This is a genomic window from Candidatus Pantoea symbiotica (genome assembly GCF_056491525.1).
The window spans coordinates 347,330-369,740 of sequence record NZ_JBSZHR010000002.1 but is presented as its reverse complement, the minus strand read 5'-3'; the positions used below and the strand labels follow the sequence as shown (position 1 = coordinate 369,740).

Annotated in this window: 20 protein-coding genes and 1 tRNA gene; 8 read left to right on the top strand and 13 right to left on the bottom strand. The window is 55.1% G+C overall.

The genetic code is table 11. The features are described from left to right. The first annotated feature begins 21 nt into the window (after positions 1-21). Positions 22-1,470: a MocR-like pyridoxine biosynthesis transcription factor PdxR gene (pdxR, locus tag ACXIZX_RS02315; RefSeq protein WP_179451925.1), complete on the top strand. Its 1,449-nt coding sequence runs from the start codon at positions 22-24 to the stop codon at positions 1,468-1,470. Here pdxR (ACXIZX_RS02315) and ACXIZX_RS02310 read toward each other — a convergent pair. The 4 genes from ACXIZX_RS02310 to ACXIZX_RS02295 all read right to left on the bottom strand — a co-directional run bounded on the left by ACXIZX_RS02310 (position 1,467) and on the right by ACXIZX_RS02295 (position 5,284). Continuing rightward, positions 1,467-1,979, bottom strand: a complete 513-nt coding sequence (locus ACXIZX_RS02310) for an RcnB family protein (protein WP_061718197.1) — start codon at positions 1,977-1,979, stop codon at positions 1,467-1,469. The genes pdxR (ACXIZX_RS02315) and ACXIZX_RS02310 overlap by 4 nt on opposite strands. Positions 1,980-2,135: 156 nt before the next feature. Beyond that, a complete protein-coding gene (locus ACXIZX_RS02305) occupies positions 2,136-3,281 on the bottom strand; it encodes a serine hydrolase domain-containing protein (RefSeq protein ID WP_218889283.1) in 1,146 nt (381 codons plus the stop codon). Positions 3,282-3,464: 183 nt separating this feature from the next. Further along, positions 3,465-4,247: a MetQ/NlpA family ABC transporter substrate-binding protein gene (locus ACXIZX_RS02300; RefSeq protein ID WP_008107753.1), complete on the bottom strand. Its 783-nt coding sequence runs from the start codon at positions 4,245-4,247 to the stop codon at positions 3,465-3,467. Between the two features lie 17 nt (positions 4,248-4,264). Beyond that, positions 4,265-5,284 carry an isopenicillin N synthase family dioxygenase gene (locus ACXIZX_RS02295; protein ID WP_479404838.1) on the bottom strand — a complete coding sequence of 340 codons (1,020 nt, stop codon included), beginning with the start codon at positions 5,282-5,284 and terminating at the stop codon, positions 4,265-4,267. Between the two features lie 210 nt (positions 5,285-5,494). On the opposite strand from ACXIZX_RS02295, the gene ACXIZX_RS02290 reads away from it, so the two are divergent. Further along, positions 5,495-6,172: a YecA/YgfB family protein gene (locus ACXIZX_RS02290; RefSeq protein ID WP_277966348.1), complete on the top strand. Its 678-nt coding sequence runs from the start codon at positions 5,495-5,497 to the stop codon at positions 6,170-6,172. Positions 6,173-6,611: 439 nt separating this feature from the next. On the opposite strand, the gene ACXIZX_RS02285 is transcribed toward ACXIZX_RS02290, so the two are convergent. Then, a complete protein-coding gene (locus ACXIZX_RS02285) occupies positions 6,612-7,667 on the bottom strand; it encodes a DUF1176 domain-containing protein (protein ID WP_154181763.1) in 1,056 nt (351 codons plus the stop codon). Between the two features lie 83 nt (positions 7,668-7,750). Continuing rightward, complete coding sequence (locus ACXIZX_RS02280) at positions 7,751-8,641, bottom strand: LysR family transcriptional regulator (RefSeq protein WP_179451921.1); 891 nt, start codon at positions 8,639-8,641, stop codon at positions 7,751-7,753. A 91-nt stretch (positions 8,642-8,732) separates the two neighbouring features. On the opposite strand from ACXIZX_RS02280, the gene ACXIZX_RS02275 reads away from it, so the two are divergent. Further along, positions 8,733-9,512 carry an NAD(P)H-dependent oxidoreductase gene (locus tag ACXIZX_RS02275; RefSeq protein ID WP_154181762.1) on the top strand — a complete coding sequence of 260 codons (780 nt, stop codon included), beginning with the start codon at positions 8,733-8,735 and terminating at the stop codon, positions 9,510-9,512. Positions 9,513-9,542: 30 nt separating this feature from the next. On the opposite strand, the gene ACXIZX_RS02270 is transcribed toward ACXIZX_RS02275, so the two are convergent. The 4 genes from ACXIZX_RS02270 to ACXIZX_RS02255 all read right to left on the bottom strand — a co-directional run bounded on the left by ACXIZX_RS02270 (position 9,543) and on the right by ACXIZX_RS02255 (position 14,364). Next, positions 9,543-9,872, bottom strand: a complete 330-nt coding sequence (locus tag ACXIZX_RS02270; RefSeq protein WP_008107769.1) for a DUF1493 family protein — start codon at positions 9,870-9,872, stop codon at positions 9,543-9,545. A 126-nt stretch (positions 9,873-9,998) separates the two neighbouring features. Continuing rightward, positions 9,999-10,385 (bottom strand): DUF1090 domain-containing protein, encoded by a 387-nt coding sequence (locus ACXIZX_RS02265; protein ID WP_179451920.1) that lies wholly within the window; start codon positions 10,383-10,385, stop codon positions 9,999-10,001. 184 nt (positions 10,386-10,569) lie between these two features. Next, on the bottom strand, positions 10,570-14,088 hold the full coding sequence (locus ACXIZX_RS02260) for an AAA domain-containing protein (RefSeq protein WP_479403526.1): 3,519 nt from the start codon (positions 14,086-14,088) through the stop codon (positions 10,570-10,572). Positions 14,089-14,279: 191 nt separating this feature from the next. Continuing rightward, positions 14,280-14,364, bottom strand: a tRNA-Leu gene (locus ACXIZX_RS02255). 273 nt (positions 14,365-14,637) lie between these two features. Here ACXIZX_RS02255 and ACXIZX_RS02250 point away from each other — a divergent pair. After that, complete coding sequence (locus ACXIZX_RS02250; RefSeq protein WP_179451918.1) at positions 14,638-15,147, top strand: YjjA family protein; 510 nt, start codon at positions 14,638-14,640, stop codon at positions 15,145-15,147. Between the two features lie 45 nt (positions 15,148-15,192). On the opposite strand, the gene pdxR (ACXIZX_RS02245) is transcribed toward ACXIZX_RS02250, so the two are convergent. Next, entirely contained in the window at positions 15,193-16,569 is a 1,377-nt protein-coding gene (pdxR, locus tag ACXIZX_RS02245; protein WP_179451917.1) for a MocR-like pyridoxine biosynthesis transcription factor PdxR, read from the bottom strand. A 112-nt stretch (positions 16,570-16,681) separates the two neighbouring features. Between pdxR (ACXIZX_RS02245) and ACXIZX_RS02240 the strand changes: the two genes are divergently transcribed. The 4 genes from ACXIZX_RS02240 (at position 16,682) to ACXIZX_RS02225 (ending at position 19,319) form a co-directional block, all read left to right on the top strand. After that, a complete protein-coding gene (locus ACXIZX_RS02240; protein WP_179451916.1) occupies positions 16,682-17,287 on the top strand; it encodes an FMN-dependent NADH-azoreductase in 606 nt (201 codons plus the stop codon). A gap of 17 nt (positions 17,288-17,304) precedes the next feature. Continuing rightward, positions 17,305-17,784 carry a carboxymuconolactone decarboxylase family protein gene (locus tag ACXIZX_RS02235; protein WP_179451915.1) on the top strand — a complete coding sequence of 160 codons (480 nt, stop codon included), beginning with the start codon at positions 17,305-17,307 and terminating at the stop codon, positions 17,782-17,784. Between the two features lie 95 nt (positions 17,785-17,879). Beyond that, positions 17,880-18,515 carry a hypothetical protein gene (locus ACXIZX_RS02230; protein ID WP_008104221.1) on the top strand — a complete coding sequence of 212 codons (636 nt, stop codon included), beginning with the start codon at positions 17,880-17,882 and terminating at the stop codon, positions 18,513-18,515. Positions 18,516-18,629: 114 nt separating this feature from the next. Further along, positions 18,630-19,319, top strand: coding sequence for a MarC family NAAT transporter (locus tag ACXIZX_RS02225; protein ID WP_179451914.1), 690 nt, complete (start codon positions 18,630-18,632; stop codon positions 19,317-19,319). 33 nt (positions 19,320-19,352) lie between these two features. Here the strand turns inward: ACXIZX_RS02225 and ACXIZX_RS02220 are convergent, their stop codons facing one another. Together ACXIZX_RS02220 and ACXIZX_RS02215 are read right to left on the bottom strand one after the other, a co-directional pair. After that, positions 19,353-20,603: a c-type cytochrome gene (locus tag ACXIZX_RS02220; RefSeq protein WP_179451913.1), complete on the bottom strand. Its 1,251-nt coding sequence runs from the start codon at positions 20,601-20,603 to the stop codon at positions 19,353-19,355. 4 nt (positions 20,604-20,607) lie between these two features. Then, complete coding sequence (locus ACXIZX_RS02215; RefSeq protein ID WP_222234463.1) at positions 20,608-22,377, bottom strand: GMC family oxidoreductase; 1,770 nt, start codon at positions 22,375-22,377, stop codon at positions 20,608-20,610. Between the last annotated feature and the right edge of the window lie 34 nt (positions 22,378-22,411).

Sequence of the window (22,411 nt, the reverse complement as noted above, 5' to 3'; positions counted from 1 at the left end):
TGGATCCACGGAACTGCGTAAATGAGTGACATTGAGCTGCATCGATTATTACTGGCCCCGCTGGAAACCAACGGCGAGCAGACGCTGCAACAACAACTGTTTCAGCGTATCAGGCAGGCGATTCTGACAGGCAAACTCGCCGCCGGAACGCGCTTACCCGCGACACGCCAGCTGGCGCTGGATCTCGCGGTTTCGCGCAATACGGTGATCGCCGTCTGGGCGCAGCTGCAGGCGGAAGGATTTTTGCTGAGCGATCGCCAGGGCAGCCGCATCAGCAATATGGCGCAGCTACCGCAGGAAAATCAGCCGCACACCAGCAGCGAAATCACCTTGTCGCCGCGCATCGCTCAGCTACGTTCCAGCCATCGCAGCTTCAGTCAGGAGATGGCGCTGCGCCCCGGCGTTCCTTCGCTGGCACATTTCCCGCTGGCTCAGTGGCGGCGGGGGTTGAACCGCGTGATGCTGCATCAGCCGCAGCAACTGCTGGGCTACGGCGACCCGCTCGGTGAACGCACGCTCCGTGAAGCGCTGGCGCAGCATCTGGCATTGGCGCGCGGCGTGCGCTGTACGCCCGAACAAATCGTGATTACCGAAGGCGCGCAGCAGGCATTAACGCTGTGCGTGGCGCTGCTCAGCAGCCCAGGCGACATTGGTTGGGTGGAGGAACCGGGATATCGCGGCGCGAAAGCGGCGATGCGGTTGGGAGATATGCGTATTGAACCTATAGCGGTTGATGCACAAGGGCTGGCACCGCAGCCGCAGGACTGGCAGCAGCGTGCGCCGCGCCTGATTTACACTACGCCAACGCACCAATATCCCACCGGTGTGATCATGAGCGCACCGCGTCGTCTGGCGCTGCTTGCGGCCGCACGGCAACAGCAAACGTGGATTATTGAAGATGATTACGACAGCGATTTTCGCTACAGCGGCGAGCCGATCGCCGCCATGCAGGGCATGACGCAACCAACGCCGGTGATCTACGTTGGCTCGTTCAGCAAAACGTTGTTTCCGGCGCTGCGCCTCGGCTTTATGGTGTTGCCGCCACAGCTGGTCGCGCCGTTGCGCCCTGCGCTACATGAACTGCTGCGCGGCGGTAATCGTCCTGAGCAGCAGGCGCTGGCGCTGTTTTTACGCAGCGGTGATTTTAGCCGTCATCTGAGCAAAATGCGCCGTCTGTACCGTCAACGCCAGGCAACTTTGCGGCAGGCTTTGCAGCAAACGTTTGGCGCACAGGTTCCGTTGCTGGGCGGCGAATGCGGCATGCATCTGGTGTTATCACTGGAAGCGGATCAAAACGATATGAGGTTGGTGGATCGGCTGATCCAGAGCGGCTACGCGCCGGGCGCGCTGTCGGGATTTTATTCGGGTGAGCAGAAGCAACAAGGGCTGGTGCTGGGTTACGGTAACACCAGCACCAGCCAAATTACGGCGGGCGTCGCGCAGTTAGCGCGTCTGCTACGCGGGAATTAACCGCGGAAGAAGATTTCGCCTGATTTGCCCATCACGATCTTACCGCTGTCATCGGTGATCAGGATGTAGTTGGCATTGATGTACGCCCAGTGCGTGCCTGGCTGCGGCGCTGGCAGATGACGTGGCTTCCACTCAACAATGGTGTACTGCTTTTTACGATACTCATCTGGCACCACATCGCCCACTTTGTACTCTTTGTAGTCGATGATGATGGTAGTCAGATCGTAGTTATTCGGAGCCGTCGCATTGCCGCTTTGCGGTGGACGAATTGGCGCGACATCGCCACTGGATTCAGCGGGTTCATTGCTGGCTGGCGCATCGGCTGCCGGAGCCTGCGTTTGCGGGTCTGCGGCCGGCGCCTGGGTTTGCGCGTCGGGTGCGGTTTGCTGCACTTGTGGCGGCATCGGTACGGCGTCTGTTTGCTCGCCTTCCGCCAGCGCGGCCGGAGTAAGGCTTAAAGCGCCCAGAAAAATTCCTGCAGAAAGAAGATTGACGTGTGTCCTGCGCATTGGTGATTTCCACTCTGGTTAATTATTAACTGTCCATTTAACTGACAAGTTAAGCACGCAGAAGGTTCCCCCGGCGCGCTTAGCGCGTCAAATTTCGCTGCTCAGCATACCTCAGCTCACGCGTTTTTTGGCGCAGTAAAATTGCAAGCAACCATGTTAGTTTTTGTCGTGCGCTTTCTGCGCCAGATCCATCAATAACGCGATGCCCAGATAGTTACTCCAGTTAAACGCGTTCTGCAGCACCACAATTGCATTGCCGTTCTGCTTATCAAAGCCAATAAAACTCGAGTAGCCGCCGATATAACCCACCTGATAGGTGATCTGCTGATCGCCGTAGGTATCGGTTACCCAGGCGATATTTTGAGACTGATTGCCGTGCTGCTCGTAGCCGTGATTAACCTGCGCAAAGGCTGCGTTGAGCGAAGCCCCCGCGCCGTCATGCAGATGCGCATCCAGATAGCGAATCAAATCGCGCGCGTTGCTGTAGAGGCTGGCGGCCGCCACCATATTGTTGTTAAACGCCCAATCCGGCGTGATTTGCCCGCGAGGAATCAGCTTAGGCTGATCGCCCGCATGGCCGAGTGCACGCCACGGATAACCGCGCAGACTCTGCGGCTTGAAGCTGCTGCTGGTCATGCCAAGCGGCTGGAACAGATTGCGCTGCGCCAGCGTTTCGATGTCCTGATGGAAGCGATGTTTGAGGATGTAGCCCAACAGCGCATAGCCGAGATTGGAATAGCGCGCGGTGGGATGCGCGGGCGCGTCAAAGTCGGCCAGATAATCCAGCACTGCGTCGCTGTCGAGGTTGCCGTAAAAGTTCTCGCCGCTACGCAGATAGCCCATAAATTTCATGAACATCGGCAAATCCATATCCTGACGCGGCAAGCCCGAGGTGTGCGTCACCAGCTGCAACAGCGTGATGCGTTTGGCATCAGCGCTCAGCGGCACGTTGGGCGGCAAAAGCGTCGCGAGCGTATCGTTCCAGTGCAGTTCGCCGCGATCCACCAGCTCAATAATCACCTCAGCGGTGATGCCTTTACTCAGCGAACCAAGCGCAAATAAGGTGTCTGGCGTAATGGGATAACGGTGCACCGCATCGGTGACGCCAAAACTGTAAAATTTAGGATGGCTGCGTTGATGGATGATGGCGATGCTGATGCCGGAAACCTGCTTTTGCTGCATGTAATGGCGCACGATGTCATCGACGTTTTCATTAAAGGTCGCGTGCGAAAGATAGACTTTATCGCTGACGGGCGCGGAGGTTTGCGACAAGGTGCCGCAGGCGCTGAGCAATACGCTCATGCCCAGCAGAATGATGCATGTTATTAAACGATGGCACAGCACCCGTTTATTCCTGGCAAAGATAATCATGGCAATGGATTGAGCGAATTTTTATGTTTTATAGTGGGTGCGACGGGTGTTGGTGGCGAAATATAACACAGAAGAAAGTCAGCGCCACCTGCCAAAACCAGGTGGCGGCGGGGATTATTGATTAACGGGAATAACCGATCCTTTGTAGTGCTGGTTAATAAATTCAGCGGTTTGCTTTGACTCCAGATCTTTCGCTAATTCCAGAATGCGCGGATCGTGCGCCAGTTTCGGCGTGGTGACCAGCACGTTCGCATATGGATTATCCTTCGCCTGTTCCAGCGCCAGCGCATCTTTCGACGGCACTAAACCAGCCTGCAACGCGTAGTTGCCATTGATGATCGCCAACTGCGCATCATCCAGCGCGCGCGGCAGCTGCGGCGCTTCCACTTCGATAATCTTCAGATGGTGCGGGTTGTCAGTAATGTCTGCGGAGGTCACCAGCGTATTGGCGCTGCTGCTCTTCAGTTTGATCAACCCATTGGCCTGCAACAGATAAAGTGCGCGGCTCAGATTGGTGACATTATTCGGTACCGCCACTTGCGCGCCGTCAGGCAGATCTTTCAGTGATTTCACTTTGTGCGAGTAGATGCCAAGTGGCTCAATATGCACGGTGGCGACCACAGAAAATTTCTCGCCCAGCGCTTTTTCCTGATCGCGCAGATAAGGCACATGCTGGAAGTAGTTGGCATCGACGTCACCGCGCGCCAGCAGTTCGTTGGCGTTGAGGTTGCCGTTGAGTTCAATCACCTTGAGGTCGAGCTTCTTGTCGGTCTGTTTGATGTGGTTGAGGATTTCGCTGTGCGGCACGGCATCTGCCGCCACGCGCAGCGCGGCTGCCGAGGCGTAACTGCTGAACACCGAAACCATCGCTAACGCGGCTATCACCTTTTTATTCATCTGCTTCCCTTAGTTTCTTATGATTTAACGCTATTGAGAGTGTCAGCGTAATAACGCTGCGCCACGTCGCGATGCGATCGCAAACGCCCTTTGAGATAGTTCCAGCCCACTTCACGCAGCAGCGGATTGCTGGGATCGCTGGTCGGGCCGCGCGCTTCTGCCGCCAGCTGCGGCGGTAATTGATAGAGCGGCACTTCGGCATCAAGCTGCGCGCCGAGGAAGAAAGCGATGGAGATGCGCTGCTGATTTGCCGACGGCGACACCACGCGATGCACGGTGGCGCGCAGATAACCGTTGGTGGCGATTTCCAGCAGTTCGCCGATGTTCACCACAAAAGCGCCCGCTTTCGGCAGCGCATCAACCCATTGATCCGGCGTGACTTCAACCTGCAATCCAGGCTGATCGTCCTGCAATAGAAAGGTCAGAAAGCCGGAATCTTTATGCGCGCCGACACCTTGCTGGCTGGCAGCGGCATCCTGACCCGGATAGCGAATCAGCTTCACATGTTCGTTGGGATGCGTGCCGTACAGCGCATCAAAAGCGTCCGGCGGCAGCGCCAGGGATTTGGCGAAGGCGCGCAGTAAACGCAGCGCCACGTCGGTCATCGCCTGCTGCCACGCGTGGATCACCGGACGCAGCTGCGGCAGCGCCTGCGGCCACAAATTGGGCCCTTGCAGCTGCTTCCATGCTGGATCGTCTGGCTGCAACGGCAGCGCGGCGCGTTCTGCACCGATATCAAATTGCTCGCGCTGATCGCGCTGCTCACGGGTATATTCCACGCCCGCGCGGTTGTAGCCGCGAAAATGCGGCGAATGGATCATCGAAACGCGCTGCTTCTCTTCATCCGGCAAGGCAAAGAACGCGCGCGTGATGCTTTGCACGTTCTGCAGCAGTTGCGGATTGATGCCATGATTCACCAGATAAAAGAAGCCGACGTCACGCGCGGTTTCGCGCAGTTCGGCAAGGTATTGCGCCTGTTCCGCATCCGGCAGTTCCAGCAGGGCTAAATCCAGTACCGGCAATGTGCTGGCCATAATTTGCATCCTTTATGCAGAAAAATTCTGCCTTTACGCTGCCATCTGTCGACAAAAGCAGCCAATACTGTTGCGCGATAAGTTATGGCGAATCATTTTTAGGAGAGGTTCAGCAATCGATATGCAAAAAGCGATAAATCGCGCCCGCTTCCCGCTATAATCGCCGCCAATTAACTTTGGGCATTGCCCATCAATGAAAGCAGGAGATGCCGTATGAACCAGGGTCCGTTAACTGAAAAAGAGCTGAACTGGCTTGAAGATATGCTGGAGAAATACGGCAACGAACACTCGGTGGTGGACACCGCTGAGCTGGACGGCATGCTGACGGCGCTGCTCTCGGGTCCGAACGACATCGAACCGAGCGAATGGCTGGTGGCGATGTGGGGCGGCAAAAAGCACATTCCAAAATGGTCGAATGAGCGCGAGATGGATCGCTTTATGACGCTGACGTTCCAGCATCTCAACGACATTGCCGAACGCCTGGCCGAATTCCCGGAGCAGTTTGATCCGCTGTTTGGCACGCAAGAGATGGAAGGCCAGGAATTCACCGTGGTGGAAGATTGGTGCTACGGCTATTTGCGCGGCGTGGCGCTGGATGCAGATTGGTCGCTGCTGCCAGAATCACTGCAGCCGATGATGGAGGCGATTGCCTTGCACGGCAGCGAAGATCATCTGGCGAAGCGCGAAGCCTTCACGCCGGACGAGTTTGAAGCCAGCATTGAGGCGATTCGCCCTGCGGCGTTGGAGCTGCATGAATACTGGCAGGAACAGCGCATGGCGCAGCCCGATCCAGAACCTCAGCTGCCGCACTTTGCTGGCGCGAAAACCGGCCGCAACGATCCTTGCCCATGCGGCAGCGGTAAAAAATATAAGCAGTGCTGCGGCAAGTAGGGTCGCCGAATTAGTTATTCGTAGGGTGCGCATTCATGCGCACCAGGTCGCCATGAATGGCGCCCCTACAAGATTTGCAGCAATTGTGGGTGCCAATAATGCATTTTTGCTGCAGCGTGGGTGTTGAGGCGACATCCTAAACCGCTGAGCGAATGAAGGATTCCAGGGCGAGCCGCATGGATGCGGCGAGAGGTGGCGCTGAGCAGGAGCGAATCGCCGCCGGTCCGTCAGGAATCGTGAATGAGTGAAGGTACCGCGAAGCGGCGGGTTGGGCTGGCGCAAGGCCCGGGAGTGCAGAGGGCGTGGCCAGACGCCCTTTGCTCGGTCGCCGCACGAAGTTACTGCAACTGCCTCAGTATAGGGCGAACGAAAGTCGCTCGGTGCTTAACTGAGCGGCATTACGCCATTAATGCCGACCAGGCGCGCATAAATGCGCACCCTACGGCAGCGATGCCGCTTTCACCTCGGTCACCCAGGTTGGCAACTGCCATGCACCGCCCGCGCGAATCGCGCGGCACATGCCGGTGGTAGCATCGCTGCTCTGCTCAAACGCTTTGCCATCCCACACCCACGCCGCCGTGCTCCAGCAGTCACCGATGCCGCGCCCTTTCTGCGCTTCGGAGATCACACCTTCGCTGTAATCAGAGCCGGAATCCGTCACCAGTTGCGGAGCGCCCTGCAACGCTTTATCGATCAGCCAATAGCCATAACCTTCGTTATACGCCCCGCGCCAGCACAATGCGGCGATCAGCACGTGCGCATCATCGACCGGCGTTAACGTCAGCGGCTCCGCGCCCTCTTCCGGCTGATCGTCGGACGGTGCCAGATTGTCGCAGCTGTCGTCATCGGTGAGCGAGGCAATCAGCTTCGGCTTCAACAGCGCCAGCTCATCGGCCGTCAACGGACGCGCATCAGCCTTCACCACTTTCACCTGTTGAATCACCGGCATCGCCACCGCTGCCGGTACGCTGTTTTCCGGTTTATTGCCCTTACGCACCAGCGCGCCCGGCGTGCTAAGACGACCTTGCGCATCATCCATCTTCAGCAGCACCGCAAACGCGCCATTGCTGGAGAGATCGAAAGGCTCCTCGCCACCGCGAAACTCCACTTTGCCGCTGCCTTTAATACCGTTGATCAGCGCCTGGGTTTGTTCATCCGTCAGCGTCCATTCGTCGTTGTCGGCTTTCGCCACGTCGCCCAGCGCACGGTCATCAATCCACAGCGCTAAGTTGTTCACCACTTTAGAATCATCATCGCCGGTATCGGCCAGCACCACGCGACCGTGCGTCACCGCATTGGGGCCACCGGCACGCACCAGCAGCACCGAGCCGCCCGCGCCCTCTTCGGCGCTGTAACCGGCGGCGCGACAGGTCAGCGTGTTATCGCAGGCCAATTCCCAGTCTTTGTGGCTAAAGGAGACGCCGTCTTGATCTGCTAACAGCGGCGCACTCAGGCTGGCAAGTAGCGATATCGCCAGCAGCAATCGGGTAATCATGCCATCTCTCCATAATGGTAAAGGTGGCTAGTGTGATGATTTTTGTGATGCGGGAGAAGTGAATTTTTTGCGGCGAAGCTGATTTAAAGCGCCGCCACAATCTGCTGCCGCAACCACTGCTGAGCCGGGTCGCGATGCAGGCGTTCATGCCACAGCAGCAAAATATCAAAGCCCGGCACCTCCAGCGGCAGATCGATTACCTTAAGCTGCGAAGCATGACGCACCAGCCGCTCGGGCAGCACTGCCACCAAATCGCTGTTCGCCAGCGTTTCCTGCATAAACAAGAAATGCGGCACCGACAACACTACGCGGCGTGAACGTCCCAGCTTCGCCAGTGCAGTATCGGTGGCGGCGCTGAAGCCGCCGCCATCCGGCGACACCATGACAAATTCCAGCTGGCAGAATTGATCCAGCGTCGGCGGACGTTGCAATTGTGGGTGATCGCGCCGTCCCGCCAGCACGTAGCGCTCGCTGAACAGTTTGCGTTGATGCAACGTCGGCGGCGCGTTATCGCCGGTATGAAACACCACATCCAGCTCACCTTTTTCCAACTGCTGCGCTATCAGCGGCGGATTGAGCGCCAGAATCGCCATACGACTCTGCGGTGCAGCAGCGCGAATCAAGTTGAGGGCGGGCAGCACCAAAGCCGACGAGGTGTAATCGGTGGCGGCGATGCGCCAGGTGACTTCGGCATTGGCCGGATTAAAGGTATCGGGCGGCGCGACAGCACGTTCTACCGCCTCAAGCGCCAGACGCAGCGGCTCACGCAACGCTTCTGCACGCGCCGTCGGCAGCATGCCGCGCGGTCCGGGCAACAACAGCGGATCGTCAAAATGTCCACGCAATCGCGCCAACTGAGCGCTGACAGAAGGCTGCGAGAGATGCAGGCGCTGCGCCGCGCGCGTGACGTTGAGTTCGGTTAACAGCACGTTGAGCGTCTGCAGCAGATTCAAATCCAGTGAGTTGATATTCACTCTGTCTATACCTGAGATATCAGCAATTGATTTCTACTATAGCCAGCACCGACTTAATCTGCAGTGGTTTTCATCTCACAGGATTAAGCCCATGAATGTATTGATTGTGTATGCCCATCCGGAACCGCGTTCGCTGAGCGGTTCACTCAAAGACTTTGCCGTGCAGCATTTGCAGCATGCCGGACATCAGGTGCAGGTCTCTGATCTCTATGCGATGCAGTGGAAAGTGCAGCTCGATGCTGATGACACGCGCGCCCCATTAGTGGGTGACCATTACGATGCGACAGTGGATTCACGCTTCGCCTACGATCATCAGCTGCAGGCTGGCGATATCGCCGCCGAGCAGGAAAAATTACGCTGGGCCGATACGGTAATTTTCCAGTTTCCGCTGTGGTGGTTTTCGATGCCCGCCATCATGAAAGGCTGGTTTGACCGGGTTTACGCTAACGGTTTTGCCTACGGTGTGGGCGAGCACAATGAACAGCATTGGGGCGATCGCTACGGCGAAGGCAATCTCAGCGGCAAACGCGCGATGCTGGTGGTGACGACAGGTGGATGGGAATCGCATTACAGCCCGCGCGGCATTAACGGCCCGATTAACGATCTGCTGTTCCCGATTCAGCACGGCATGCTGTTTTATCCCGGCTTTAGCGTGCTGCCGCCGCTGGTTTTCTATCGGGTACAAAAGTCGGCATCAGAACGTTTTGCTGGTTGGTGCGATGCGCTGGCCACGAGACTGGATACGTTGGCAGAAACGGCGCCAATTGCCTACCGTCAGCAGAACGGCGGCGACTATGAGATTCCTGAGCTGACGTTGAAAGCGGAGTTTGTAGCGGAAGAGAGCGGCTTTGGCGTGCACGTGAAGCGGTGAAAGGCGGCAGGCTCGGCGCTGAGCCTGCTGTTACTCGTACAGCCAGCGCCCCGCTTTCGCCGATTCAATCAACATTCCCAGCGTGAAATCGGGTACCACCGGCACTTCACGCTTATTGAATGGATTGAGAATCTGCGCCAGCGAGGGCTCATCGGGATAGTAGGTTTCGATGACAAATCCGCCGCGATCGACGCTGAACTCGCCGAAGAACTCATCCATTAGCGCAGCAGCTTCTTCACGTTCGAAGTTGAGATCGCTATCGATATCAATTTGCGGCGTCAGCGTTTTTTGCTTAAACAGGTAAACGCCGTCGTAACGTCGCACCAGCTCGTAGATACGCTGCTCAATTTCAACTGTCATCGCTTCTGCACTCCACTGATTTCACCGGAGCGCCATTCTGCCATGCAATCCCGACAGTTGGATGAAAAAAATCTCTGCGGGAGAATTTTGAGACAAAGCGCGAATTTTCTGGGCGGGACGCCCGGTTTATTGCGTCAATGCATCCTGTGCTTGTTTCAACTCTTCACGCGCGTCGGCCAGTTTACGCTGCTGCTTCTCAATTTTGTCGCTGCGGCCTTTGTCCTGCGCTTCTTGTAAATCCTGCTCACGCTCCTGCACTTTCAACTGCTTCTCGGCCACTTTTTCCTGGCGCGCTTTGAGTAAGCCGCTGTCCGTGCAATGTTCGCTAGCTTCACGCAACGCTTTCTCCAAACCCGCGATGCGCGCTGGATTACCGTGGTCACGCGCCATCGCCAGTTCTTGCTGGATATCCTGTTTTTTGGCGTCACAGCCGGTGGCTGGGTTGGCAGCCTGAACCGAAGTCACAGTCAAAGCAGAGAAAAGAATCGAAAGGGAAATCAGGGTGTTTTTCATGATGAACTCTAGGTTTAAGTTGATGGGCGCTATTATACGAAGAGTTCTTAAGAGGATCTTAAAGGTGCAAGCAACTTACTAAGCCGTTTCCATTAAGCTGCCGTTTGACGGCGAAAAAAGGCTTGGCGCTATTAATTTGATACACATAACGCCAAACTCACCTCGGAAATGATGTGGCTCCGTCTCACAATTGGCGTTGAATCAAACTCGTGTGAATCGTTTTAATTTCACCTTTTAAGTTATCTCCGCGATACACCATCGACGTATCGTACCGTTGATACTTATCTTCTCGTGTGGCGCTAAACCAATTAAACGAACCAACACACAGTAAACGCTCGTCCCCAATTACGATTTTACTGTGAACGCGATTGACCAGCTTAGTAGTAACACCAAACTCATTCAGTTTTTCCAGTGCGCTGTGAAGCCGCCGCTGTTTTTCTTGACGCTTTTCATAATCGCTATGTTCGGTATTGTAATGCTTGTCCGTCACCACAGTAATATCAACACCGCGAGCACGTGCCTGAATCATTGAGTTTAAAAAGCCAGTTTGCTCAAGCATTTGCCAGGTCAACCAAGGAGAGACAATGGTAATGCTCTTCTCGATTGTACCCAATGTCTGATTCAGAAATGCATCATGCTGATCTACCCCATGTAGCGTAGAAACGGGCATCTGGGCTGCGTTCAAGTCTTTACGTACCTGAAATTCAAACGCTAATGCGTTGCTGTCTTGTGCAAACAAGTATTTTGCCAATAATCCTCTTGGCGAAGAGGCAGGTTGGATCTCAAATAAATCCATGTCCCCAAAAACCAGGAAACTATCTTTAGCGCGGGAGACCGCGACGTTCAACATGCTGCTGTCGCTGTCGATAAATCCACCATCCTCATGTTTGGAATAAACTGGGGAGAAGATCACGATTGCTCTTTCTGCACCTTGCAGGGAGTGAACAGTGCCGACTGTCAGTGAATCATCATCTCCACCACAGTTAATACCCAGCTTACTCAATGAGGCTCTAATAGCGTTCACCTGCGCCGAAAATGGCGTTACGATTCCCACCGTTTGATGCAGTGGTTTGTCATAATGATGCTCTATTTCTTCTTTATGGGTCGCCAGCCAAGCCGCTATTGTCTCGGCTTCACAAGTGTTGTATCGGCTGCCACCGTTTGCCCGTTTACCCAACCCATCAATATGCAGATAACCCATCGCTGGAAAAAGTGTCTCTTTTTCACCGCCCCGTTTTGGCTGTAACTTGCCGTGGTAGCAGAGCGCGTTACAGTAACCGATGATGTTATCGAAACAGCGACGATGCTCATACAGATACATGCCGCGGGCCAGATCCGGGTCATACTGGTAGCGCGAGCTAAATTGGGCGATTTTCATCACGCTGCCCGATGCCGAGCATTTCCCTGAATCACATATAAGCGCATAAGCCTCCGCTAGCGCTTCCTGAGTGCCGACAGGGAGGAGGTTCTCCTCAACCATATTGCCAATATCAATGCCCGGCAAACTGTTCCAGATGGGTGCGATCTGTTCCGTATCGCCAATTACTAACGCTTTTTTTGCTAATGCGAAGGAGGCTGCGGCTACCTCCGGCAATACCTGCCCCGCTTCATCAACAATTAATAAATCGGCAAAATTATAAAAATATCCGGATTCAAATTTCTTAGCGCCGCCAACATGTTCGCTAATGACCATATGACGAGGCAGCATGTAACAGGTCATCACCACACAAGGGGTGAGCTTCATTCTTCGATGCCAGCGAGCCAGGGTAGCTTTCGCCCCCTTACGACCTTTTTCCTTTCGAAGATCGCCAATGGCGGCCATGTCCATCAGCCATCGCCCCTCCCAGTAGTGAGATGCAGTAAGAAATGCCGGGAATCGGATAGCCGTATCGGCGAGCGCATCAGCCACAGCAAGGGTTATCTCATCTTTGCCCGCATGTCCCAAGGAAACCGAAAAACCATGCCAAACTCGCAGAGCTTCGCTTTCACGTCTGGAAACCTCCTGAGCAAAATCAATCTGCTGCTGGTACTCGGCCTGCTCTTTTTGGGCGCGAGCAATAAGCCCGTCGATATAAGCATCAACATCTTCCGGCGCTGAGCCCTTAAACTCGGCCATCCTTGCACCAAACGTAGTGTCGAGTAAGAGGTTAATCTGATAGTGGCGCTTTGTACGAACCGCGGGAATCCATGAGAAGATCGCATAGAGCATCGACTCGCTGGCACGATACTGTTGCCACTGCTTTTTACCCTGAGTTAACAACGCAATGTCTTTTATGCTATCGAGCAGTAGCTTACTTTTATCGTGAATATAAAGGTCGAGGTCTTCGCTAAGGTGGATCCGCTCCTCGCGAATGCGGATCAAATTCCTCCAGGCCTGCTCAATATGTTTAAGCTGAGCTAACTGCGCGGTTAAACGCTCATGTAGTAGATTCACAACTTGTTCTGGAGAACGGCATTCCGCAGATGGGAACGCTACTTTTGCCCTCTCAAGATAAAGTACCAGCGCATCTTCAACGTATTCGGTAGATTCCACACGGTTGAAAAAGTCTTCAGTCTGGTACTTTTTAGCGGCCTCAGCTTCACGCATTTGAGAAGGGAAATAAGCACCGTAACTTTTTAGTTCCGGTAGCCAGCGCCCTGCCATAGCCCCTGTTCCAGTGGAAAAGTCTTTACCGAAGGCCTCAATGATATTGGTAACGGCTTGGTTGTTGGTTGAGGTGGCAATCACTACCGGTGGTTCAGATTTGTTAAATGCCGCTTTAACCCATTCAGTAGCAATGATAGAGAGAACAAGTGTAGTTTTTCCAGTTCCCGGCGGACCATTGACGGCAAGGATATCGCCCGACTGCTGCGTGAGATAATGGCTAAGAGCGTCGCGCTGCGCCACAGCAAGCGGGAATTCATTTCCTGAATGGCCTAATCGCTCGCTGAATTTCGCATTAGATGCAAGCAACGGTTCCAGGATCGGCCTGGCAGTCGAAGCAAAGCGTGTTAATAGCGGAACCTCTTTCTTGCACACCCGAAGATGATCATACAGAGGGAGGATATGGCGGCTGGCACCGCCGGGCTGGTTGGCTTTTATAACATAACCATATGCGGCGAGTTCATATTGCTCGTGGGTGGCGACCCATTGTCCGATTACGTATTCCAGCAAATTGCTTATTTCAGTCTGAAACTTTTGCCACTGCAGCTGATGCTTCTCATACCGCTGGGCTCGCTGCTCGTCATTTTCCTCTTCGTATTGCTGTTCGTAATCCACTTCAAAGGTGGTCGAGTTATGCGTGGTTTTGTATCTATCATATTGCGCCATCTCGCCAATTGAGAAGGTGCCTTTTGGGAGAGGCTCTAACAGGTCACGGGGGATAGTGGCCGATGAAGTAGGGAACAAAAAACCTTCGCGATTAAGTAGCGCAGATGATACCAGCGGTGTGACTATTCCAGGAGCGCCTGCCGTTCGCTCTTTGCCGTGCTGTAGCAAACGTAACCAGGCTTTAGGTCGTAGCACTACCTCAACGGTTTTTACCGTGTCACCTTCACCCTCAAAAAACGCATTAACAGTCTCTTCATCCAGCCGTCCCGTGCTGATGTCCACCCAACGAGTAAATTTATCCGCATCCTTACGCTCAAATGCCCCTTTCCCTGATTCGGCATCGGCTAAAGAATTACGCCAGTATGATGTGAATCCCTGAGTATTCCTGTCCATTATCCATCCCTTGATATAATAAAATTATTGATTTAATTGATATTAACGCAACCCATGGTTGAACATTGTCCACGATGAGAACGCGATCGCAATAATTTGTTTATGTAGCTAAGGAAGCGAGATTAGGTAAAAAGCCAGATTTCAGACACAAAAAAAGCCGCTCATAAGCGACTTAATTTTGCATCAATCGATGGTGCCGAAGGCCGGACTCGAACCGGCACGTATCTCTACGGTTGATTTTGAATCAACTGCGTCTACCGATTTCGCCACTTCGGCACTGAAGAGGATGCGGAAAACGTTGGGGATTATACCGTTACGAGCAGAGTGCGCAACCGGAATCGTTGGGGATGTGTGCTAAGCGTTGAAAAAAACAGCGTTTCGCAGATAACTGCTTGTTATACCGTCAATCACGCTAACCAAAGTTCAAAAACCAAAACCCAGAACGGTCCCAATTTGCCCCAATCCGCCCGCTTAACTGGAACTTTCCGCTGCCAAACCTCTCTTAACCAAAACTGACGCAGTCAGAACATAAAAGACAACGAGGTTGAGATGAAATTACAAGGCATGATTTGGGGATGGGGCATCGCGGCAGCCATGGTTGCGGGAAGCGCATCGGCGGCAAGCTGGCAGGATCAGCTGAGCAGCGCGGCATCGCAGCTGTCGCAGCAGAACAACAGCACCAGCAACACCAGCACCACGCAGAACGGCGGCATGTCGCTCTCATCGCTCACCGGCCTGCTGAACGGCGGCGATAAAGCGGTGAGCTCCAACAGCATGACCAACGCCGCAGGCGTGATGTCGTATTGCGTGCAGCACAACGTGGTGGATAACAATGTGTCATCGGTGAAGGACCAGGTGCTGAGCAAACTCGGTTTAAGCACGCCGACGGCACAAGCACAGAAAACTGATTACCAGCAGGGTTTGCAAGGCTTGCTGAACACCGGCAACGGTCAGCAGCTGAACTTGCAGAGTCTGAGCAACTCGCCGATGGGTGAGAAGCTGAAAACCAAAGCCTGCGACGTGGTTCTGAAGCAAGGCAAAAAATATATCGGCATGTAAGGACGCGCCGCTATCAAGGCGCGAGCTGTCCCTCGCGCCTTTTCTTTAACCCAATAACGCTCGCGTCTCCTGCACCGTTCTCTGCAACAACTCCCGCGCCTGCTCCACAGATCGAATATTGGTATAGCCAATCACCAGGCCATAGCGTTTCTGCGTCTGCATGTACCAGCCGGAAAGCGGTAATACGCGCAGCTGATGCCGCTGCCAAATCTCCGCCAGCGCCGCGTCCTGCGTGCCGCGTGGCAGGAAGGCGACAATGTGCATGCCGCCATCGGTCAGTTCAAAATCAAACACATCCGGGAAACACGCCTGTAAGGCATCCAGCATCATGCGGCGTCGCTGCTGATAAAGAGTGCGCATCTTTTTGATGTGGCGATAGAAATGCCCTTCGCTCAGGAACTGTGACAGAATCTTTTGCGGCAGCAGCGACATGCCGGTTTCGAGGATTTCTCCCAGCTCGTTGAAGCGCGCAATGGTCTCTTTCGGCATCACCAGATAACCCACGCGCATCGCCGGCATCATGGTTTTGCTGAAGGTACCGGTGTAAATCACCCGATCGTACACATCGAGGCTTTTCAGCGCCGGAATCACTTTGCGCGTGTAGTGAAACTCGCCGTCGTAATCATCTTCAATGATCCAGCTATCGTTGTGCTGCGCCCACTCGAGTAATTGATGCTTGCGCGGCAGTGATAAGGTTACCGCCAGCGGGCTGTGATGCGTAGGTGTGACGATGGCGAAACGCGCATCGGCGTGATAGCGCAGCAGATAATCCACATCCATACCTTGCCGATCGACTGGCACGTAATGCAGATTCGGCGCGATGCGCTTCAGCAGTTTTTGCCCGAAGAAGTAGCCAGGATCTTCAAACATCACTTTGTCGCTCGGCTGCGCCAGCACCGCCAGAATGAGTCGCAGATTGGCGCGATAGCCGCTGGTGATAAAGATCTGTTCCGGCTGGCAGTTGAGCCCACGCGAGATGTTCAGATAGCTGGCGATGGCTTCGCGCAGCGGCTGATAACCCATGATCGGCGGCAAAATCATCTCATCCGCACGCAAGGTTCGCGCTGCTTTGCCGGAAATCAGCAGCCACTTTTTATGCGGAAACTCATCCAGTGCCGGGATGCCAAGCCGCAGCTCGCCTTTTGGTTCACGCAGTGAAGCATCACTGGCTGGCGGCGCTGGCAGCACTGCTTCCTCGGCCGCTGCCGCCAGAATCAATTCTGGATTAACGCGCGTGCCCTTCGCGCCCTGGCTGACGAAATAGCCTTCGCCGATCAGGATTTCATAGGCGGCTTCCACCGTTTTTCGCGCCACCCGCAACTCACTCGCCAGCGTGCGGATCGCCGGGACGCGGTCACCCGGCTTCAGTTGCCCTGCGAGAATCTGCTGGCGATATCGCGCATAAATCTCTTTATATCCCACACCATGTCCTACCTGTTTTCACGGTTTTTGACCCTTTTCACTCAGACATAGAAGTTTAAGATGCACGCATCAACCACGCAATGCATCGCCATCTCGCTTAAGGAACAATTGAATGAAACTGCTGCACATCAAAGTCAGCCCCGATTTGGCGGGTTCGGCATCGCGCATCGCTTCGGCACATTTAGTGGAGAAGCTGCGGGCGCAGCATGCCGACCTCGAAGAGACGGTGCTGGATTTGGCGCAACATCCGCTGCCGCATCTGGATGCCTTTACGATTGGCGCTTTCTTTACTCAGCCGGATCAGCGCGATGAAACGCAACGTGCCGCCATCCAGACGTCGGAGCGTTTAGTCGATCAGCTGTTTGCCTGCGACACGCTGGTGATCTCATCGCCGATGTGGAACCTCGGTTTGCCTTCAGTGCTGAAAGCCTGGTTTGACCATATCACCCGCGCCGGACGCACCTTCGCCTTCACGCCAGAGGGCTGCAAAGTCGGATTAGTGAACGACAAAAAAGTGTATAGCGTCGTCGCCAGCGGCAGCATGTTTGCCCACGGTCCGTTTGTGCAGGATGACCAGTTCACGCCTTACATCCGCGTGGCGCTCGAATACATCGGCATCACCGATGTGGCGTTTATCCGCGTTGACGGCACACACGATCCCGTCAGTCGCGCCACCGCTTTACCGCATGCCCTGCAATCCATTGAACGTCTATTTTGAACAGAGAGGACAACACCATGACTTCACGCGTTAACCATTTCAAAAACATTCCCACGCTGGTGAAAACCTTAGGCGACGCCACCGCTGCGCTGGGGAAATCGTCACTCGACACCACCATTAAGCATCTGGTCGATCTGCGCGCCTCGCAGCTCAATCAGTGTGCGTTCTGCGTCGATATGCATGTGAAAGAGGCCAAACTGCACGGCGAGCGCGAGTTGCGTCTGCATCACGTGGCGATCTGGCGCGAATCCCCGCTGTTCAATGCCAAAGAGAAAGCGGCGCTGGCGCTGACCGAAGCGCTGACGCGTCTGGGCGATCACGGCATCGACGAAGCGCTGTACAACGAGGTGCGCGCGCACTTCTCTGAAGTGGAGACCAGCGAGCTGACATTCTGCATCGCGGTGATCAACACCTGGAACCGCCTGATGGTGCTGTCGCAGATGACGCCGGGCGCACTGGACAGCGCTTATGGGTTGGATCGTGCTGATTTACGTTAATTTTTACCGCCAGTAGCCGATGCTGCTGGCACCACCATGTTCATCTGCGCTGCCTGAGGCTATAGTGAGATTTTGCACCACACAGGACAGCGCACATGAAAGGCATCAACATTGCGATTTACTTCGATCCCGACCAGATTCACATCTGCGTTCACCAGCAGGATGACAGCTATCTCAGCCAAACCTTTATTTACGACGACAGCGTAATTGAAGAGATTTATCAGTGGCTGGAACAGTTCACGCCTAATCGCACCCACATTTGCCTGATTGAGCACGATACCGCCGATATCCTCGCCGATGAGTTGGTGGATAACGGTTATCACGTCCATCAGGTCACTCAGCACGACCTTTTGACCTGGTTCGCCAACGAACCGCCCGCCGAACCCGATGGTTCACCGGTGCGCGCGCTGCTGCGTTATCTGGAGAATGAGCAGCCATCCGAATACCAGTCACGCACGCCGCAGATTGAAGCCTTGATGGATCTGCTGGATGAGCTGGACGATCTCGAAGGTGTGGATGAAGTCGAAGATGAAGACAATCTGCCGGATGATGTGCTGCGCCTGATGAAGCAGAAGAAGATCAGCGCGCAAGACGCCGCCCAGCGTTTGCTGCCCGATGTGAATGAGCGCATTCGTGAGCATTTGATCAACTATCCCGAACTGATGACGCCGGAACTGCTGCAGGATTTCTTCCCCGAGCTGATCGAGGCACTGGATACGCCGAAGCATTGATGTTCGGGTAGGTGCGACGTCTGACACGGTCGCCATAAATGGCGACCCTACGGAGGGCATCGCCGCATTTGTAGGGTCGCCATTTATGGCGACCTGGAATTCTGAGGACATTTCATGCTGGAATTGTTTAAAGCCATCGGGCTGGGATTGGTGGTGCTTTTGCCGCTCGCCAATCCGCTGACTACCGTGGCGCTGTTTCTCGGCCTGGCCGGTGAGATGAACTTCCAGGAGCGTAATCGCCAGGCAATGCAGGCCTCGATCTACGTGTTCCTGATCATGATGGTGGCGTGGTACGCCGGCAGCGCGGTGCTGCACACCTTTGGTATCTCGATTCCCGGCCTGCGCATGGCGGGCGGATTGATTGTGGCGTTTATCGGTTTTCGTATGCTGTTTCCGGCGAAACCGGTGGGGCATTCGGTCGAAGCCGAGCATAAGCAGGATGAGCTGGACGCGACCGATAACAACCGCGAAAGCGTCAACATCGCGTTTGTACCGCTGGCGATGCCGAGCACCGCTGGGCCGGGCACCATCGCGATGATCATCAGTTCCGCGTCGACGGTTAAATCGGGTGTGGACTTCCCGGCGTGGGTAGTTGCCGTTGCGCCGGTGCTGATATTTCTGACCGTGTCGGTGATTCTGTGGATTTCACTGCGCAGTTCCGGCGCCATCATGAAGCTGGTAGGTAAGGGCGGGATCGAAGCGATTTCACGTTTGATGGGCTTTTTGCTGGTATGTATGGGCGTGCAGTTCGTGATTAACGGCGTGTTAGAAGTGATTCACAATTATCATTCGGTCGTGGCATAAAGAAAGGTCGCCATGAATGGCGACCCTACGGTTTTATTTCAACGTTTTACGTACTTCTGCTACCTGATCTTTCGTCACCGCTGGCGCATTGTTGCTCCAGCCCTGACGAATAAAGGTCGCCAGTTTAGCCACTTGATCATCATCCAGACGCTTAGCAAAACCTGGCATCGCCAGCGTTGATGGCGCCTTCTCGGTCGATGGCTGCTGCGCACCGGCCAGAATGGTGTGGATCAAACCGCTTGGATCTTTGGCATTGACGATCGTCGCCTGATCCAGCTCCGGGAAGATCCCCGGCGCGCCTTTACCGGTGACAAAGTGGCAAGCGCCGCAGTTGTCGATATACAGACGCTCACCTTCCGACAAACCTTTCGCGGCAGTCAGTTTCGCTTCCGTCGCCTGCTGTTTCTTCACGTCATACGCCTGCAGCGCCGGGTTGCCGCCAAGGAACTTCAGGTAGGAGGCAACCGCTTTCAGGTCAGCATCTGTCATGTGCGAGCTCGAGTGCTCAATCACCGACTTCATCTCACCGCCCACCGCTGCTTTGTCGTTACGACCGGTTTGCAGGTAATCGACGATCTCCTGCTCGCTCCAGCGCGGCAAGCCACGCAGTGACGGCACATCCCAGTTGTTCAGGCTGCCACCGGCAAGGAACTGATCGTCGCCGCTATCCAGCGCCTTCTCGTTCATGCCGAGGCCGCGTGGCGTATGGCAGCTGCCGCAGTGACCCAGGCTTTCTACGATATAAGCGCCGCGATTGACCTCTTCTGACGCACCGCCAATCGGCTGGAACGGCTTGTCAGAGGTAAACGCCCAGTTCCAGAAGCGCATGCCCCAGCGCTGGCTGAACGGGAAGCTCAGATCGGTTTCCGGCGGCTGCTCGCTGCTCGGCTTCACGCCTTTCATGAAGTAGACATACAGCGCGTGCATATCGGCATCGGAAATCTTGGCGTAATCCGGATACGGCATCGCCGGATAGAGACGCGACCCGTTCGGCAACACGCCTTTGCGCACCGCGTCCGAGAACTGCTGCTCGCTGTAGTTGCCGATGCCGTGCTCTTTGTCCGGCGTGATGTTGGTGGAGTAAATGGTGCCGAGATTCGACTCAATCGCCAAACCACCGGCGTAATCCCCTTTACCAGAAACCGTATGGCACGCCATACAGTCGCCGAGACGCGACAGGTATTCACCCTGCTTGATCAATTGAGCTTCATCTTCCGCGTGTGCCTGCAATGCAAAGCTGCCCAGCAGCACGGCGTTGGCGATTAACAATGATTTTAATTTCATGCGCTTATGCCTGTACCAGTGGACCGGGATTTTTCAGATAATGTTCTTTAATCGCTTGTGCCGCCATCAAGGTGATCGCGCCGATGGTATCGGTCGGGTTCGCCTGGAAGTTTTGCGGGAAGGCGTTGCCGCCCGGCACAAACACGTTATGAACATCCCAGCTCTGCAGGTACTTGTTCAGTGCAGAGGTTTTCGGGTTATCGCCCATCACCGCGCCGCCCACGTTGTGGGTCGAAACGTATTTGGTGAGGTCAAAGTCCGCGCCCATCGGCAGGAAGCTCATGCTCATGCTGTCTGGGTTCAGCTCTTTGGCGATGTTGCCAACGATGCCTTTCAGATGCTGTTGCAGCTTCAGTTCGTTCTCTTTCCAGTTGAACGTCATACGCAGCAACGGCTGACCGCGATGGTCAGTGTAGTTTGGATCCAGATCCAGATAGATATCGCGGTACGACTGGCACGTGGTGGTGATGCTGATCTTCATGGAATGGTTGTACCACTCCTCCAGACCTTCCTTGTAACCCATGCCCCAGCTCGGTGTGCCTTTCGGCAACGCAGCGGCCATTGGCGTACCGGTGGCCTGCGAACTGTGGATCTTGGCGCCGCCCAGGAAGCCAAGGCCCGGACCGTCGAAGTTGCCTGGTGAGATGTCGTTGAACATCTGGCCGGTGGCGCCTGCGGTGGCGTAAGAATTGAAGTTTTTGTCTTTGAAGAACAGGGTTGCGCCGCCGTTCGACAGGAACGCGTAGTTACGCCCTACCACACCCTCTTCGGTGATTGGGTTATACGGCTTGCCGATACCGGAGAGCAGCATCAGGCGCACGTTGTAGAGCTGGAAGCTGGAAAGCACCACGATCTTCGCCGGCTGGAATACTTCGTTGCCGTCCACATCGTAATAAATCACGCCCTTGGCAGTTTTCTGGTCGTCGTGCAGCACCACTTTCACCACTTCGGCATGCACTTCGTAAGAGAAGTTTGGCATGCGCTTCAGCGCATCCATCACCGCAGTTTGTGGTGAGGCTTTTGAGTAGTTGAGGCACGGATATTTCGAGCAGTAGCCGCAGTAGTTACACGGCGCGATCTGGTTGCCGTACGGGTTTTTCCACGCGCGCGATACGCAGGCAGAAGGGTTCGGGAACGGATGATAACCCAGCTTGGTAGCCGCTTCTTTGAACATCACGTTGTTCAGCGTGTCTTCCAGCGCAGGCAACGGATAAGGTTCAGAGCGAGGGCCTTCAAACGGATCGCCGCCCGGCAGAATCTGACCGCGCAGATTGCCGGTGTTACCCGATTGACCGCAGATCAGCTCAAACTTGTAGTAATACGGCTCGATCTCTTCCCAGGTAAACGGGAAGTCCATCACGCGCATATCTTCCTGCAGGATGCCCGGCTTGTAGGCCTCATCGACGTAGGTTTTCAGCTTCAGGTCGGTTGGGGTGGGACGAATCAGCACCGCCGTCCAGTGCATGCCCGCGCCGCCCACGCCGGTACCCGGCGCAAACGCGCCCCATTTACGGGTGGGCAACGCCGTCTGGCTGCTGTTGTAACGCACCGTGACTGCCACTTCTTTCGGGGTGGCAAACACTTTGTTACGCACGTTGTAGGCGTATTCATCGGCCGGTTTCGGATAGGCGAAATCCGGGTAATCACGCTCGCCGCCGCGCTCTAATGCGCGCACTTCGAGTCCCGCCATCGCCAGTTCGATACTCATCAACGAGCCGGCCCAGCCGAGGCCGCAAACGACGACGTCGACTTCTTTCTTTGTAATCTGTGCCATGTTAATCCTGTCTCACATACCAAAAACGGGGGTG

Coding starts and splice junctions, on each gene's coding strand:
- ACXIZX_RS02290 (WP_277966348.1), top strand. CDS start 5,495: ATGAACCAGGGTCCGTTAACTGAAAAAGAGCTGAACTGGCTTGAAGAT.
- ACXIZX_RS02305 (WP_218889283.1), bottom strand. CDS start 3,281: ATGAGCGTATTGCTCAGCGCCTGCGGCACCTTGTCGCAAACCTCCGCG.
- ACXIZX_RS02265 (WP_179451920.1), bottom strand. CDS start 10,385: ATGAAAAACACCCTGATTTCCCTTTCGATTCTTTTCTCTGCTTTGACT.
- ACXIZX_RS02310 (WP_061718197.1), bottom strand. CDS start 1,979: ATGCGCAGGACACACGTCAATCTTCTTTCTGCAGGAATTTTTCTGGGC.
- ACXIZX_RS02285 (WP_154181763.1), bottom strand. CDS start 7,667: ATGATTACCCGATTGCTGCTGGCGATATCGCTACTTGCCAGCCTGAGT.
- ACXIZX_RS02300 (WP_008107753.1), bottom strand. CDS start 4,247: ATGAATAAAAAGGTGATAGCCGCGTTAGCGATGGTTTCGGTGTTCAGC.
- ACXIZX_RS02250 (WP_179451918.1), top strand. CDS start 14,638: ATGAAATTACAAGGCATGATTTGGGGATGGGGCATCGCGGCAGCCATG.
- ACXIZX_RS02275 (WP_154181762.1), top strand. CDS start 8,733: ATGAATGTATTGATTGTGTATGCCCATCCGGAACCGCGTTCGCTGAGC.
- ACXIZX_RS02270 (WP_008107769.1), bottom strand. CDS start 9,872: ATGACAGTTGAAATTGAGCAGCGTATCTACGAGCTGGTGCGACGTTAC.
- ACXIZX_RS02220 (WP_179451913.1), bottom strand. CDS start 20,603: ATGAAATTAAAATCATTGTTAATCGCCAACGCCGTGCTGCTGGGCAGC.
- ACXIZX_RS02240 (WP_179451916.1), top strand. CDS start 16,682: ATGAAACTGCTGCACATCAAAGTCAGCCCCGATTTGGCGGGTTCGGCA.
- ACXIZX_RS02230 (WP_008104221.1), top strand. CDS start 17,880: ATGAAAGGCATCAACATTGCGATTTACTTCGATCCCGACCAGATTCAC.
- ACXIZX_RS02225 (WP_179451914.1), top strand. CDS start 18,630: ATGCTGGAATTGTTTAAAGCCATCGGGCTGGGATTGGTGGTGCTTTTG.
- ACXIZX_RS02215 (WP_222234463.1), bottom strand. CDS start 22,377: ATGGCACAGATTACAAAGAAAGAAGTCGACGTCGTCGTTTGCGGCCTC.
- pdxR (WP_179451925.1), top strand. CDS start 22: ATGAGTGACATTGAGCTGCATCGATTATTACTGGCCCCGCTGGAAACC.
- ACXIZX_RS02260 (WP_479403526.1), bottom strand. CDS start 14,088: ATGGACAGGAATACTCAGGGATTCACATCATACTGGCGTAATTCTTTA.
- ACXIZX_RS02235 (WP_179451915.1), top strand. CDS start 17,305: ATGACTTCACGCGTTAACCATTTCAAAAACATTCCCACGCTGGTGAAA.